General features: G+C 65.2%; 13 protein-coding genes. 5 read left to right on the top strand and 8 right to left on the bottom strand.

Annotated features, from left to right (window positions below):
• Positions 1-115 precede the first annotated feature (115 nt).
• Positions 116-1,615: an arylsulfatase gene (locus tag AC1VVK_RS08110; protein WP_482905057.1), complete on the bottom strand. Its 1,500-nt coding sequence runs from the start codon at positions 1,613-1,615 to the stop codon at positions 116-118.
• 210 nt (positions 1,616-1,825) lie between these two features.
• On the opposite strand from AC1VVK_RS08110, the gene AC1VVK_RS08105 reads away from it, so the two are divergent.
• The gene (locus AC1VVK_RS08105) at positions 1,826-3,331 is read left to right on the top strand and encodes a DUF1254 domain-containing protein (protein WP_482905056.1); all 1,506 of its coding nucleotides are present in this window, start codon (positions 1,826-1,828) and stop codon (positions 3,329-3,331) included.
• A gap of 27 nt (positions 3,332-3,358) precedes the next feature.
• On the opposite strand, the gene AC1VVK_RS08100 is transcribed toward AC1VVK_RS08105, so the two are convergent.
• Positions 3,359-3,850, bottom strand: coding sequence for a methylated-DNA--[protein]-cysteine S-methyltransferase (locus AC1VVK_RS08100; RefSeq protein ID WP_482905055.1), 492 nt, complete (start codon positions 3,848-3,850; stop codon positions 3,359-3,361).
• A 147-nt stretch (positions 3,851-3,997) separates the two neighbouring features.
• On the opposite strand from AC1VVK_RS08100, the gene AC1VVK_RS08095 reads away from it, so the two are divergent.
• Positions 3,998-4,423: a GNAT family acetyltransferase gene (locus tag AC1VVK_RS08095; RefSeq protein ID WP_482905054.1), complete on the top strand. Its 426-nt coding sequence runs from the start codon at positions 3,998-4,000 to the stop codon at positions 4,421-4,423.
• Between the two features lie 78 nt (positions 4,424-4,501).
• On the opposite strand, the gene AC1VVK_RS08090 is transcribed toward AC1VVK_RS08095, so the two are convergent.
• The 4 genes from AC1VVK_RS08090 to AC1VVK_RS08075 all read right to left on the bottom strand — a co-directional run bounded on the left by AC1VVK_RS08090 (position 4,502) and on the right by AC1VVK_RS08075 (position 7,452).
• On the bottom strand, positions 4,502-4,942 hold the full coding sequence (locus AC1VVK_RS08090) for a hypothetical protein (protein ID WP_482905053.1): 441 nt from the start codon (positions 4,940-4,942) through the stop codon (positions 4,502-4,504).
• Between the two features lie 93 nt (positions 4,943-5,035).
• Positions 5,036-6,454 carry a metalloprotease TldD gene (tldD, locus tag AC1VVK_RS08085; RefSeq protein ID WP_482905052.1) on the bottom strand — a complete coding sequence of 473 codons (1,419 nt, stop codon included), beginning with the start codon at positions 6,452-6,454 and terminating at the stop codon, positions 5,036-5,038.
• Positions 6,455-6,571: 117 nt separating this feature from the next.
• Positions 6,572-6,784, bottom strand: coding sequence for a zinc-finger domain-containing protein (locus AC1VVK_RS08080; protein ID WP_132390095.1), 213 nt, complete (start codon positions 6,782-6,784; stop codon positions 6,572-6,574).
• 98 nt (positions 6,785-6,882) lie between these two features.
• Positions 6,883-7,452 (bottom strand): FMN-dependent NADH-azoreductase, encoded by a 570-nt coding sequence (locus tag AC1VVK_RS08075; RefSeq protein WP_482905051.1) that lies wholly within the window; start codon positions 7,450-7,452, stop codon positions 6,883-6,885.
• A gap of 111 nt (positions 7,453-7,563) precedes the next feature.
• On the opposite strand from AC1VVK_RS08075, the gene AC1VVK_RS08070 reads away from it, so the two are divergent.
• Entirely contained in the window at positions 7,564-7,977 is a 414-nt protein-coding gene (locus AC1VVK_RS08070; protein WP_482905050.1) for a winged helix-turn-helix transcriptional regulator, read from the top strand.
• 295 nt (positions 7,978-8,272) lie between these two features.
• Here AC1VVK_RS08070 and AC1VVK_RS08065 read toward each other — a convergent pair whose 3' ends face one another.
• The gene (locus AC1VVK_RS08065) at positions 8,273-9,538 is read right to left on the bottom strand and encodes a cytochrome P450 (protein ID WP_482905049.1); all 1,266 of its coding nucleotides are present in this window, start codon (positions 9,536-9,538) and stop codon (positions 8,273-8,275) included.
• A gap of 169 nt (positions 9,539-9,707) precedes the next feature.
• Here AC1VVK_RS08065 and AC1VVK_RS08060 point away from each other — a divergent pair, with 169 nt between their 5' ends.
• Together AC1VVK_RS08060 and nadB are read left to right on the top strand one after the other, a co-directional pair.
• Complete coding sequence (locus AC1VVK_RS08060) at positions 9,708-10,658, top strand: ABC transporter ATP-binding protein (RefSeq protein WP_482905136.1); 951 nt, start codon at positions 9,708-9,710, stop codon at positions 10,656-10,658.
• Between the two features lie 98 nt (positions 10,659-10,756).
• A complete protein-coding gene (gene nadB / locus AC1VVK_RS08055; RefSeq protein ID WP_482905048.1) occupies positions 10,757-12,358 on the top strand; it encodes an L-aspartate oxidase in 1,602 nt (533 codons plus the stop codon).
• A 164-nt stretch (positions 12,359-12,522) separates the two neighbouring features.
• Here the strand turns inward: nadB and AC1VVK_RS08050 are convergent, their stop codons facing one another.
• On the bottom strand, positions 12,523-12,768 hold the full coding sequence (locus AC1VVK_RS08050) for a GlsB/YeaQ/YmgE family stress response membrane protein (protein ID WP_482905047.1): 246 nt from the start codon (positions 12,766-12,768) through the stop codon (positions 12,523-12,525).
• Positions 12,769-13,073 lie beyond the last annotated feature (305 nt).

The following is a 13,073-nucleotide window of genomic DNA, read 5'->3' as shown; positions in this document are numbered from 1 at the left end:
CAAAGCAAAAGCGTGGTCCGGTTCAGGATGAACGGACCACGCTTTTGCTTTTTGGATTTCGACCTGACCTGACAGCGGGGCTTGGCCTTGGCCAAAGCCCCGCTCATGCGCGCCTTCAGTCGCTAGGCGTGTGGTCCTTCATTCCCGCAAGAACCGCGGCCATGCCGATGCCGGTTCCCTTCTGCGAGGGCGGGAAGTCATGCAGGCTCTGCACGAAGCGGGCGATCGGCTCGGTCAGTTCGGGCATGATCCAGCTCTTTTCCTTCATCCAGAGGAACTGGCCGCCGGTATCGGGACTGCGTTCGAACGGATCGGCCTTGATGTCGATCACCAGGCCGCCCGGAATCTTGGTGGCCGCATCGAGCCACTTGTCCTTGATCGCGATATGGACCTTCCAGTTATCGACGCGCAGGGCGGTTGGCTCCGTTTCCGCGAAGAAGAAGAATTCGCGGCGCTGCGATTTACCGTCGGGCTTGGTCAGCATGTCGATCTGGTTGTAGCCATCCAGATGGACCTTGTAGTCGGTCCCGCCGATGGTCTTGCCCGCGACGAGCTGCTCTTTCACATCCGGCTCGCCCACGGCGGCCAGCAAGGTCGGCACCCAATCCTCGCTGGTCATGAACTCGCCGGTCCAGCTGTTCGCGGCGATCTTGCCCGGCCAGCGGATCAGCATGGGAACGCGGAAGCCGCCATCCCACGTCGTACCCTTCTCGCCGCGGAACGATGCGGTGCCGGCCATTGGCCAATGCGCCAGATTGATGCCGTTGTCCGAAGTCAGCAGTACGATGGTGTTGTCCGTCAGGCCTTCCTCGTCCAGCGTATCGAGCAGCTTGCCGATCAGGCCATCGAGTTGCAGCACCGCATCGAAATACGGCGTGTGCCCGCTCTTGCCGAACCATTCGGGCGAAACGTGAATCTGCTGGTGCATGCGCGAAGGGCAGTGCCACAGGAAGAAAGGCTTTCCGGCTGCCTTCTGCGCTTTGATGTATTCGATCGAAGCATCGGTGAACTCGTCGTCGATCGTGCCCATCCGTTCGGTGGTCAGCGGGCCGAGATCCTCGATCGTCTGCTTGCCGACACGGCCCCAACGCGGATCTTCCGTCGGATCGTCTTTGTCGCTCGCGCGGGCGTGGATCATGTTGCGCGGACGGCCGGCGAAATTCGGGTCTGTGGGGAAATCGGGCTGCTCGGGCATCTCCATCATGTTGAGATGATAGAGAAAGCCGCGAAACTCGTCGAAACCGTGGACGGTCGGCAGGAACTCGTTGCGGTCGCCCACATGGCTCTTGCCGAACAATGCCGTGGCATAGCCCAGATCCTTGAGCAGCGCGGCCAGCGTTACATCTCCGTCCTGAAGGCCGACTTTGGCGCCGGGCTGGCCGACCGAGGTGAGGCCGGTGCGGATCGGGTATTGCCCGGTGAGGAACGCGGCGCGCCCGGCCGTGCAACTGGGCTGCGCGTAGTAGTCGGAAACCATCATGCCCTCGCGGGCCAGACGGTCCATGTTGGGCGTGCTCACCGCGCCAAGGCCGCGGTGGTAGGCGGATAGGTCCATGGGCGCCATGTCATCGATCATGATCGCGACGATGTTCGGACGGGGGGAATCAGCGGCCATCATATTCTCCTGCGTTCCGCCCTGTTTCCCTCGCGGCCAAAGCCAAAAACATCGGGTGAAACCCTCGGCCCTGCGGAGAGGGCTCCCGATGGCGCGGCTTTGGCCTGTTACCGATGGGGATAGTACGCCGTGTTTTGCGGGTTCCTCCCAATGATTGCCTTCAACGAAGGCCGATAGGCTCCGGCAAGCGATTGCCAGGAGATTGCCGTCATGGTCGACACGCCGCCCCCGCCTTCAAAGGCGCCCTATCTCATCCGCCAGTTCACGCCGGCCAATCCGGGGCTGGCCAACGGCGGCGGCGTTCCCGCCAGCCTGACCAGTGAGCACTATGTCGAGGCGCTGGCCCGCGTGGTCTATGTCTGGGGGCATCCGCTGGTGAACACCGTGGGGCGGAGCAGTACCTGGGCGCTTATGGAAGGGCACGGGCCCGGAATGGCGATGGGGCTGTTTCCCGGCAGTCCCAAGAACTGGATGGGCTATGTCGACGACTATCTGCCCGCCAGCCAGCGCAAGGTGGTGACGCCCAATAACGACACGATCTACGGTGCCTGCTTCGCCGATCTGGGCGATGAGCCGGTGGTCATCCAGACGCCGGACGATGTTCCCCAAGGCCACTACTGGACGATCCAGATCGTCAATGCCTTCACCACGGTGACGCACCAACTCGGCTCCGCCTCGGCGACGCCGGCGGGCAAGTACTTGTGGGTGGGCCCCGATTGGCAGGGCAGCACACCCGAAGGGTTCGTGGACGTGCTGCGCTCCCCCACGAACATCGGCGTGGCCATGGCGCGCAGCTTTGCCGCGCGCACGCCGGAGGGCAAGGCCAGAGCGCGGGCCGTGCTCAACCAGATGGGGGCCTATCCGTTGAGCGCGGATGCGCCGGGGCGGCGCCAGTTCGATTGCGAGGCAAGCGCGCGCAACAAGGTCTATCCCGCCGGGCTGACTGCCGAGATGCTGGCCGCCGATCCGGATCTGCTGCGCATCCGGCCGGTTCACGGCGAGAGATTCTGGGACGATCTGGAAAAGGCCCTGGACGCCAATCCGAAGGTGGGCGTGAACGATGCGGCCATGGCGGATCAGGCACGGACCCTGCTGGGCCTGCGCAAGAGCGATCCGCGCTGGAAAGCGCTGCTGGACCGGGCCGCGCTGGCCGCCGATGCCGAGCTTTACGAAGGCGCGCGCTACGATCAGGTGGGCACCGATGCCGGCAATGGCTGGCAGCGGCAGGAAAATGGCGGCGACTGGGGCACCGACTGGTACGGGCGGGCGCTGGCGGCGGTGATCTACATCTATGTCAATCACTACCGCGAAGCGATCTACCTGATCCGCGGGACGGATGCCGATGGGGCATTGCTGCAGGGGCGCTACCGCTACACGGTGCGCTTCGAGAAAGGGCAATTGCCGCCGATCGACACGGCCAAAGGCGGCTTCTGGTCCCTGACCATGTACGATCGCGACTATTTCATGATGCCCACCAGCCCCAATGGCCGGCACAACATCGGTACGGTCAATCTCGACGCAAACGAATTGGCGTTCGGCGCCGATGGGTCGTTGACGCTGGTGCTCTCTCACGAGGAGCCCGCCGATGCCGAGGGCAAGGCGAATTGGCTTCCCGCCCCCGATGACCAGTTCGCCTTGCTGCTGCGCGCCTATGTGCCGACCCAGGCCATACTCGACGGCAGCTATCTTCTGCCGCAGGTCAAGCGCATCCGTTGACGCGTTTACGCCCGGCTCTTCGCTTTTTCAGAGCAGGAGGGCCGGGCCCTCCAGATCCAGCAGGAAGGCCTTGGCTTCCAGTCCGCCGGCAAAGCCGGTGAGCTTGCCGCTGCTGCCGATGACGCGGTGGCAGGGGGCGATGATCGATACCGGATTGCGCCCGTTCGCGGCGCCCACCGCGCGGCTGGCGGTGGGGCGGCCGATGGCCTCGGCAATCTCGCGGTAGCTGCGGGTTTCGCCGAAGGGGATCGTCAGCAGCGCGTGCCACACGCTTTTCTGGAAATCGGTGCCGCGAAAGTCCAGCGGCAGGTCGAACACCGTGCGGCGCCCCGCGAAATAGTCGCCGAGCTGGCTTTCGGTCTGCGTCAGGACGGGGTGTCCGGCGCCGTCGACGAGGCCATCCAGCGGGACACGGCGGGGATCGTCGTTTTCCCAGAGTACCGCCACGAGCCCCCCATCGCTGGCAACCAGCGTGAGTTCGCCGACCGGCGAGGGCATCGGGGTACGGTACAGCGGCATTGCGGGGTCTCCATCGGGTATGGCGAAGATAGGCAGGCATCGGCGAAGGGGAAGGGCTTCTTCGCGGACGGCGCGGGATTTCCTTGCTTTCCGGGATTTTGGCGGCACGCTTGGGGTCATGACTATCGAACAACGGGGAGTGCGGGGGTGAGCGGAAGCATCGTCGAGGCCGGTGCCGCCGATCGCGAGGCTGTCGTCGCGCTTTGGCACGCCGTCGGGCTGACCCGGCCGTGGAACGATCCGGATGCGGACTTCAATCTGGCCTGCCGGGGGGAAACGAGCGCGATCCTGCTGGCGCGCGACGGCGAGGGCGAACTGGCGGGCACTGCCATGGTCGGTTTCGACGGGCATCGCGGTTGGGTCTACTATCTCGGTGTGCGCGAGGAATGGCGCGGGCAGGGCGTGGCGCGCGCACTGATGACGGCTTGCGAGGCATGGCTCATCGCGCGGGGATGCCCGAAGGTTCAACTCATGGTCAGGGGCGACAACCGGGCGGCGCTCGGCTTCTACGATGCTATCGGCTATGCCACGCAGGACGTGGTCACGCTGGGGCGCCGTCTGGACGGCGCGTGAAGCCAACCAGCCCACAACGCAGAAGGCGACCGAAGATCGAAGTCCCGGCCGCCTTCCTCAGGGGACGCTGGTAATCGCTCAGTTCGCGGCGGGGGCTGGGGCGGGAGCCGGGGCCGGCTGCTTGACGCGGGTATAGGGTACGAAGTCCTGCAGCCCCACGAAACCGTTCCACATGCCGCTCGTGCGGTCGCGAAGCTGAATCGTGTCGAGCCGGCAGAGCTGGCTGGAAGACAGCCTGGTGACGAGGATATTGTCCGAATCGAGCTTGTCGGCATTGGTCGGCCGATTGACATAGAGCGTGCCGCCGATGCGGTAGACGATCGCGGTCTTGTCGATCACCTGAGAGTCGTTCGACTGGTTCAGCGGAATGCAGGTCACCGGCTTGCCCGCCTCGCGCCCGGTGAGGGTCTTGGCGAGCTGTTCTTCGCCGGTCAGCTTCGGCCGGGCCGAAACGGCGGCAGGTGCGGCAACGAGGCTGGCCGTCATCAACGCGGCTGCAACGACATGTTTCAATGTCATGGTCTTACCTTCCACATAGCCCGCCCTTGTGAAAACAATGCCACGGACAGGCTTAACCCTCAATGACCGTCGTACGTAAGGGGCGGTTCGCCGTCAGGCCGTGCCGCCCACGGTGATGCCTTCCACCAGCAGCGTCGGCTGGCCCACGCCCGCCGGAACGCTCTGGCCGCCCTTGCCGCAGATGCCCACGCCGCGATCGAGTTCAAGGTCGTTGCCGATGCCGGTGACGCGGGTGAGCACGGTGGGGCCGTCTCCGATCAGCGTGGCGCCCTTGATCGCGGCGCCCAGCTTGCCGTCCTCCACCTTGTAGGCCTCGTTGCACGAGAACACGAACTTGCCCGAGACGATATCGACCTGGCCGCCGCCCATCGATTTCACGAAGATGCCGTTCTTCATCCGCGCCAGCAGTTCGGCGGGATCGTCGTTGCCGGATTTCATGAAGGTGTTGGTCATGCGGACTTGCGGGGCATAGGCATAGTTCTCGCGCCGGCCGTTGCCGGTGGAGATGGTGCCCATGAGCCGCGCGTTCATGCGGTCCTGCATGTAGCCCTTGAGGATGCCGTCCTCGATCAGCACGGTTTCCTGCGTAGGCGTGCCCTCATCATCGATCGAGAGCGAGCCGCGCCGGTCTGCGATGGAGCCATCGTCGATCACCGTCACGCCCGGCGCCGCCACGCGTTCGCCGATGCGGCCGGAGAAGGCGGAGGTGCCCTTGCGGTTGAAATCGCCCTCAAGGCCGTGGCCGACCGCTTCGTGCAGGATCACGCCGGGCCAGCCGGGCGCGAGCAGAACGGTCATCTCGCCCGCCGGGGCATCGATGCTTTCCAGGTTCACCAGCGCCTGCCCCAGCGCGATGTCGATGGCGCGGTTCCAGTTCGCCGGATCGAACAGCGTGTCGTACAGGTGGCGGCCACCCATGCCGAACGAGCCGGTCTCGCGCCGACCGTTGCTTTCCGCGACGATCGAGACCGAGAGGCGCACCAGCGGGCGTACGTCAGTGGCGATGAAGCCGTCGGGCCGCACGATCTCGATCACCGACCACTGGCCGGTCAGGCTGGCGCTGACTTGCGAGACGCGCGGGTCGCGCGCGCGGGCGGCGGCGTCGATCTGTTCGAGCAGGCGCACCTTGTCCTCGAACGGCACGAGGTCAAGCGGCGAGGCATCGGTATAGAGGTGGCGGTTGCTGCGCGGCGGCGGGCCGGGGCGCTGGCCGGTGGCAGGATCGAGCAATTGCAGCGTCTCGCCGGCGCGGCGGATGGCGGCGGCGGAAATCTCATTGGCATGGGCGAAGCCGGTCATCTCGCCCGTCACCCCGCGCAGGCCGAAGCCGGCATCGCGCGAATAGTCGGCGGTCTTGAGGCGTCCGTCGTCGAAGCCGAAGGCCTCGGTCGCCATGAATTGCATGTAGAGTTCGCCGTCCTCGCAGCGTTGCAGGGTCTCGCGGGCGAGTGCCTGTGCCTCTTCGGGCGAAAGCTGGCGGTAGAGGAGCGAACGTGGATCGAGGCCGGTCATGCACCGGGATATAGGGTGCGCCCGGCAGGAGGCAATGAAAGAGACGAAAGAGGTCGGGTCAGGAAACGGGGAAAGGTACCGGGCGGACCCATTGTCCGACCCGGTAAAACGAAACGATCAGGCGGCCTGCTGGTCGGCAGGGCCGTCCTTCAGGACGAAGCGGCGATCGCAATAGCCGCATTCGACATAGCCCTTCTCGTCGATCTCCAGCCAGACGCGCGGATGGCCCAGCGCGGAGGCCTTGTAGGTCCCGTTCGAGCGGATGTCGGTGGCCCCGTCGCAGGAAACGCGGTGGGAATCGGTGATGACGGTTTCGGGCTGCGTGCTCATGGATCGGCCGATTACCAAGCCTCTGGAAGAATTTCCAGCGGTCAAATGCGCACCGGGCATGCGGGAAACCGCGCGCCCGGTGGCATGAAGTTCAGCTATCAGGCCGGAACGGCCAGCGCACCGGCTTCGGCGAGGGCGGCCGCGACCGCCTTTTCGCGGGTTTCGGCGTCAACGGCGATGCCTTCGGCCAGCACGAACACGGGGTTGGTGATGCCCACGAAACCGAGCACGGCGCGCAGGTAGCTTTCGGCATGCTCGACAGCGGCGCCGGGCTGGCCTTCACCGTAGAAACCGCCGCGCGACAGGGCCACGAAGACCTTCTTGTCGCCGGCCAGACCCTGCGGACCCTCGGCGGTGTACTGGAAGGTCTTGCCGGCCACGAGCACGCGGTCGAACCACGCCTTGAGCTGGCTGGGGATGGTGAAGTTGTACATGCCGGCGCCGATTACGATCACGTCGGCGGCCAGGAATTCGGCCAGTTCGGGGGTGCCATCGGGGTTGCCGAGCACGTCGAGCGTCAGGTGCGGCAGCGCCTCTGCGGCGAGGTCGTGATAGCTGACCTCCAGCGAGGAATCGGCCTGCGTGAGCGTGGCGACGATGGCGGCGGAGACGGCGCGGCTGACCGAATTTTCGCCAAGGATGCTGGAATCGAGATGGAGAAGCTTCATGGGGGAGGTACCTCAGTCCGGAAAAATGACGGGGTCTGGAAAAGTGACTGGTCCCTAGTTATGTTGCACTGCGACGCCCGCCAAGAGCGCATTTTTTCAGGACCAGGTAACGTGAAGCTGACTACCCTTGAGCCCGCCGAGGCAATCGAGCCTGTCGTCGAAGCCGTCCATTCCGCCCGCAGTTGCCGCATGGTCGGCGACATTCTCGCGCGTGTCGGCGACAAGTGGTCGATGCTCGTGGTGATGACGCTGCTGGAGGGCAATCGCCATTTCAACGAACTGAAGCGCGGGATCGAGGGCATTTCGCAGCAGATGCTCTCTCGCACCCTGCGGGCGCTGGAGCGTGACGGGCTGGTGGTGCGGACCGTCCACGCCAGCGTTCCGGTGCGCGTCGAATATGCGCTGAGCGATCTCGGCCGCTCGCTGGCGGATCCAGTCAAGGCGCTGGGGGCCTGGGCAGTCTCCAATCGCCCGTCGATCGAGGCGAGTCGCGCGTTCTACGATAGCCGAACCGACGGGGCATGAAGGGGCGCCTCTTCATCTTCGTCATTGCGAGCGTACCGAAGCAATCCAGAGCCGCATAAACCGCCCTGGATTGCTTCGGTACGCTCGCAATGACGAAAGGGCAGGCTTCCGAAGCTGCGACAGCCCTTCCTTCACATCCTCCACGTTCGCATCACCAACCCTCGTCGTCCCCGCGAAGGCGGGGACCCCGCTTATCTTCGGGCTGGACGCAAGGCAGCGGGGCCCCCGCCTTCGCGGGGGCGACGTCGTCTGGCCGGGATGGGGCCGGGTGAAACGACACCCGGCCCCATCCCCCTTACGCCAATTTCAGATGTAGATCGGCGAGCCCGCGAATGATGTAGCTGGGCTCGTATTCCACCCGGCGCGCGTCGGCGGGGCCGTGGTGGGCTGCATCCAGCGTGATCGCCTGCGTCGCGGCGAGCAGGCATTCGAGCAGGACCGCCACTTCCGCGCGGGCAAGCTGCGCCCCGGCGCAAGTATGCGCGCCGCGTCCGAAGGCGAGGTGTTCCTTGATGCGCGGGCGGCCGATCACGAAAGCGGTGGGATCTTCCCAGCGGCGCGGATCGCGGTTGGCGGCCGATAGCGACACGACGATGCGCTGGCCGGGCGCCACTTCCACGTCGCCGATCTTGGTGCGGCGGGCGGCGATGCGGAAGGTCGCCTTGGTCGAACCTTCGAGGCGCAGCACTTCTTCCAGAAACGGCCCGATCTTCGCGGGATCCTCGCGCAGGAGCTGCTGGAGCGGCTGGTCTTCGGCAAGCCGCCGCAGCGCATTGCCGATCAGTTTCGCGCTGGTGTCCTGCCCGGCCGCGAACAGGAACATCGCGGACTTGACCACTTCCATGGCCTCCGGCGTCGAGCCGTCGGGGTAGGTGGCCAGCGCCATCTCGGTCATCACGTCGTCGCGCGGCTGGGACCGGCGCTCGGCCACATAGCGGGCGAAGTAGCCCGCCATCGCCAGCAGGGGATGGATCGACTGGCCGTCATTGCCGGCATCCATGTTGCCCGGAGGCGGTGCGGCGTCGATCAGGGCGCGGAACGCCTCGCGGTCTTCGGCGGGCACGCCCAGCAGGTCGGCAATGACCATGGTGACGAAGGGTGTTGCCACTTCGCCCACCAGTTCGCAGCTTCCGCGAGCCAGGATCTCCTGCACCATGTCCTGCGCATAGCTGCGCATGAAGGCGGCGTTCGCCTTGAGGCGCGACGGCACGAACAGCGGGTTGAGCAGGGCCCGCGCGGCGGCATGGCGGTCACCGTCGTAGGACACCAGCAATTCCATCTCGGTGCTGGGATGGCTGGCCAGCTGGGCCGCGATATCGTCGCTCTCGACCGGGAAGGGCAGCGGCGTCAGCGGATCGGGATTGAGCCACGAGGAGAAATCGCGCGCGTCCAGCAGCACTTCGAGCGCCTCGGCAAAGCCGGTGACAAGCAGGATGTCGCGGCCCGGCATGCGGCAGACCGGGCCGTGGGCGCGCAGGCGTTCGAAATAGTCGTAAGGGTCCAGCAGCACCGCGTGGTCGGTGAAATAGTCGGGTTCGGTGTCCAGAGTTGCCGTGGCCATGGCTTCGCTCTCCTGTCGCGGTGCAGATCGGAGTCGTCTGCATTTGTGATATACATTGGATCGTATTTGCCCGGGGCGTGCAGGTCAATCGGGCAATTGTCGCGCAATTGCTCTCGCAGGGCGTCTGCGCGCCCTTTACTGGCAGGCGATCCTGTCCCACATGCTGCGCATGACCAGCAGCAGCAGCGCCGCCATCTCCATCCGCGATCTCAAGAAGCGTTACGCCCCCGCCGGCAGCGGAGAGGGCAAGCTGGCGCTGAAAGGCGTGTCGTTCGATGTGCCTGAGGGCGGCATCTTCGGCCTGCTGGGCCCCAATGGCGCGGGCAAGTCCACGCTGATCAACATCATGGCCGGGCTGGTCCGCAAGACTTCGGGCACCATCGATATCTGGGGCTTCGACATCGACAAGCACCAGCGCAATGCCAAGCGCTCGATCGGCATCGTGCCGCAGGAGATCGTCTTCGATCCCTTCTTCACCCCGTTCGAGGTGCTGGAGAATCAGGCCGGGCTCTACGGCGTCGCCAAGGCCCTGCGCCGCAGCGAGGACCTGCTGCGCGCCGTCCACCTGATGGACAAGCGCGATGCCTATGCCCGCACCCTGTCGGGCGGCATGAAGCGCCGCCTGCTGATCGCCAAGGCGCTGGTCCATCAGCCGCCGGTGTTGGTGCTGGACGAGCCGACCGCGGGCGTGGACGTGGAGCTTCGCCGCCAGCTCTGGGAACTCGTCACCGAACTCAACCGTGAAGGCGCGACGATCGTGCTGACCACGCACTACCTCGAAGAGGCCGAGGAACTGTGCGACCGGATCGCCATCATCAACCACGGCGAACTGATCGCCAACAAGCCGACGCGCGAACTGGTCGGCATGGCGCGCGAGAAGATCATCGTGCTCACGCTCGACCGCGACATGACCGAATTGCCCAGCCATCCCGGCTTCGTGAAGTGCGAGAAGGCGGGCGAGCGCGTGCTCCAGATCACGTATGACAAGGACCGCGCCAATGCCGGTGAGATCCTTTCGGCCGTGCAGGCGCAGGGCTTCACCATCGTTGACGTGACCACGCGCGAGGCGGACCTTGAGGATGTCTTCGTCAGCCTGACGAGTTCCACGCAGGCGGCCTGATCCCGCCATACCGTGCTGCACTGCAACATGATTGCCGGGCAAGCACGAATGCAAAGCTAATTATTGCGCATACTGCATAGTCTCGGCATGGAGCCGGCATGACCACGGATTCTGTCGCCGCTCCTGCTTATGACGTCATCGTCGTCGGTTCCGGCGCCGCCGGCCTGACCGCCGCGCTGGCGCTGGCCGAAAAGCTGAAGGTTCTCGTCCTTGCCAAGGGCAGCCTCACCGGCGGGTCGACCGCGTGGGCGCAGGGCGGCATTGCCGCGGTTCTCGACGCTGGCGACACGTTCGAGGAGCATGTGCGCGACACCATGATCGCGGGCGCCGGGCTCAACCGCAGCGAGACCGTGGAATTCGTGATCGAGCGCGCGCCCCACGCGATCGAGCGGCTGATCGAACTGGGCGTGCCGTTCAACATGGAGGGCAATGCGCTTCATCTGACGCGCGAGGGTGGCCACTCGCACCGCCGTATCGTCCATGTCGCCGATGCCACCGGCTGGGCGGTGCAGAGCGCGTTGCTGAAGGCGGCGGAAGACAACCCCAACATCACCCTGTTGCCCGGCCAGTCGTGCATCGACCTCATCACCGGGCGGCACGAGCTGCGCTATTCGGGATCGGGCCGGGTCTGGGGCGTCTACGCGCTCGATGAGAAGACCGGCCGGGTGGAGGCGCATACCGCGCGTGCCACGATCCTCGCCACCGGCGGCGCGGGCCGCGTCTACCAGTTCTCGACCGCGCCCAGCGGCGCCACGGGGGACGGCATCGCGATGGCCTGGCGGGCGGGCGCGCGCGTCTCCAACATGGAGATGATGCAGTTCCACCCGACCTGCCTCTACAACCTGGACGTCAAGAACTTCCTCATCACCGAGGCTGTGCGGGGTGAGGGCGGACGGCTGATCAACCCGCGCACCGGCAAGCGCTTCATGGAATACTACGATCCGGAGCGGCTGGAACTGGCCCCGCGCGACATCGTTGCCCGCGCCATCGATTCGGAGATCAAGCGCTTCGGCCTCGATTACGTCCATCTCGACATCAGCCACCAGCCCGAGGCGTTCGTGAAGGAGCACTTCCCGAACATCTACGAGAAGCTGCTGGGCCTTGGCATCGACATGACCAGGGAGCCGATCCCGGTGGTGCCCGCGCAGCACTATACCTGCGGCGGCATTCTCATCGATCTGGACGGCAAGACCGATCTGCCCGGCCTCTATGCGGCGGGCGAATGCACCGAGAGCGGCCTCCACGGGGCCAATCGCCTTGCCTCGAACTCGCTGCTCGAATGCTTCGTTTTCGGCGAATCCTGCGCGGCGCATATTCTTGACCACTGGGATGCGTTCGACGCGCCGCCGCCGGTTCGGCCATGGGACGAAAGCCGCGTGACCGACTCGGACGAGGAAGTCGTCATCAAGCAGAACTGGACCGAGATCCGCCGCTTCATGTGGAACTACGTGGGCATCGTGCGCACCACCAAGCGGCTGGAACGCGCCATGCACCGCATCCAGATGCTCAATGGCGAGGTGGAGGAATACTACCGCCACTTCCGCGTCGCGACCGACCTGATCGAGCTGCGCAACCTGCTTCAGACGGCGGAACTGATCGTGCGTTCGGCGCTGCATCGGCACGAGAGCCGGGGGCTGCACTTCACGCTGGATTATCCGGTGACGAAAGAGGCGCCGCATGACACCGTGCTGGTGCCGTGAGGCCGTGCGCCTGAAAGCAAACCTTCCGCCATACTGACCCCGTCATCCCCGCGAAGGCGGGGATCTCGCTTGTTCTGGCGGCGTGGCGAAAAGGAAGCGGGGCCCCCGCCTTCGCGGGGGCGACGGATTTCCATTTGGACAGGTCGGGGCTAGGGGCGCCCTCCTCACATCCCGATATGCAGCGCGCGGCCGATGTAGATCAGCGCCATCGCGCCCAGTACCGAGGCCAGACAGCCGGCGCGCTGGAAGCCGGGTTCGCCGCGCGTGGTGATGAGCCCGGCGGCGAAAGAACCGCCGATACCGAGCAGAATCGTCGCGACCCAGCTCATGTCCACAAAGCCGGGGTAGAGCCAGCGCGCCAGCACGCCGATGACGAAGCCGCTGATGATGGCGCCGATCAGGTTGATCATGAAATTGAATGTCCTCGAAGAATCGCGATTTCCAAAGCGTAGGAATGTCCGATGGCAGAGCGGTTGCAAGCCGTCATTCGGCAAAGTGCGATCCGGCACCGTCGAAGCGCAGCGAGAGGGACGGCGGGAAGCCTGCGAGTCAGAGCGGACCGAGTAGACGGGGAAAACCCGCGCCAAGTCCCTAGACAGTCTGGAAAAGCCGTTTTGCGGGCCTTCATTTCGTCGCAAATGCGATTCGCTTCGTCGCCGTTTTATGTGGAAAAATTTTTGTGTCCACGGGCCCGATTGACCCTTGCGGGAATGGC

It is taken from the genome of Novosphingobium sp. BL-S-32, assembly GCF_056857055.1.
Note: the sequence above shows the minus strand (reverse complement) of the source record. Positions and strands in the feature narration are given on the sequence as shown.

What these genes read in the sequence shown, in the direction of transcription:
- AC1VVK_RS08110 (WP_482905057.1), bottom strand. Translation starts at nt 1,615, where the DNA reads ATGGCCGCTGATTCCCCCCGTCCGAACATCGTCGCGATCATGATCGAT.
- AC1VVK_RS08105 (WP_482905056.1), top strand. Translation starts at nt 1,826, where the DNA reads ATGGTCGACACGCCGCCCCCGCCTTCAAAGGCGCCCTATCTCATCCGC.
- AC1VVK_RS08100 (WP_482905055.1), bottom strand. Translation starts at nt 3,850, where the DNA reads ATGCCGCTGTACCGTACCCCGATGCCCTCGCCGGTCGGCGAACTCACG.
- AC1VVK_RS08090 (WP_482905053.1), bottom strand. Translation starts at nt 4,942, where the DNA reads ATGACATTGAAACATGTCGTTGCAGCCGCGTTGATGACGGCCAGCCTC.
- tldD (WP_482905052.1), bottom strand. Translation starts at nt 6,454, where the DNA reads ATGACCGGCCTCGATCCACGTTCGCTCCTCTACCGCCAGCTTTCGCCC.
- AC1VVK_RS08080 (WP_132390095.1), bottom strand. Translation starts at nt 6,784, where the DNA reads ATGAGCACGCAGCCCGAAACCGTCATCACCGATTCCCACCGCGTTTCC.
- AC1VVK_RS08075 (WP_482905051.1), bottom strand. Translation starts at nt 7,452, where the DNA reads ATGAAGCTTCTCCATCTCGATTCCAGCATCCTTGGCGAAAATTCGGTC.
- AC1VVK_RS08065 (WP_482905049.1), bottom strand. Translation starts at nt 9,538, where the DNA reads ATGGCCACGGCAACTCTGGACACCGAACCCGACTATTTCACCGACCAC.
- AC1VVK_RS08060 (WP_482905136.1), top strand. Translation starts at nt 9,708, where the DNA reads ATGACCAGCAGCAGCAGCGCCGCCATCTCCATCCGCGATCTCAAGAAG.
- nadB (WP_482905048.1), top strand. Translation starts at nt 10,757, where the DNA reads ATGACCACGGATTCTGTCGCCGCTCCTGCTTATGACGTCATCGTCGTC.
- AC1VVK_RS08050 (WP_482905047.1), bottom strand. Translation starts at nt 12,768, where the DNA reads ATGATCAACCTGATCGGCGCCATCATCAGCGGCTTCGTCATCGGCGTG.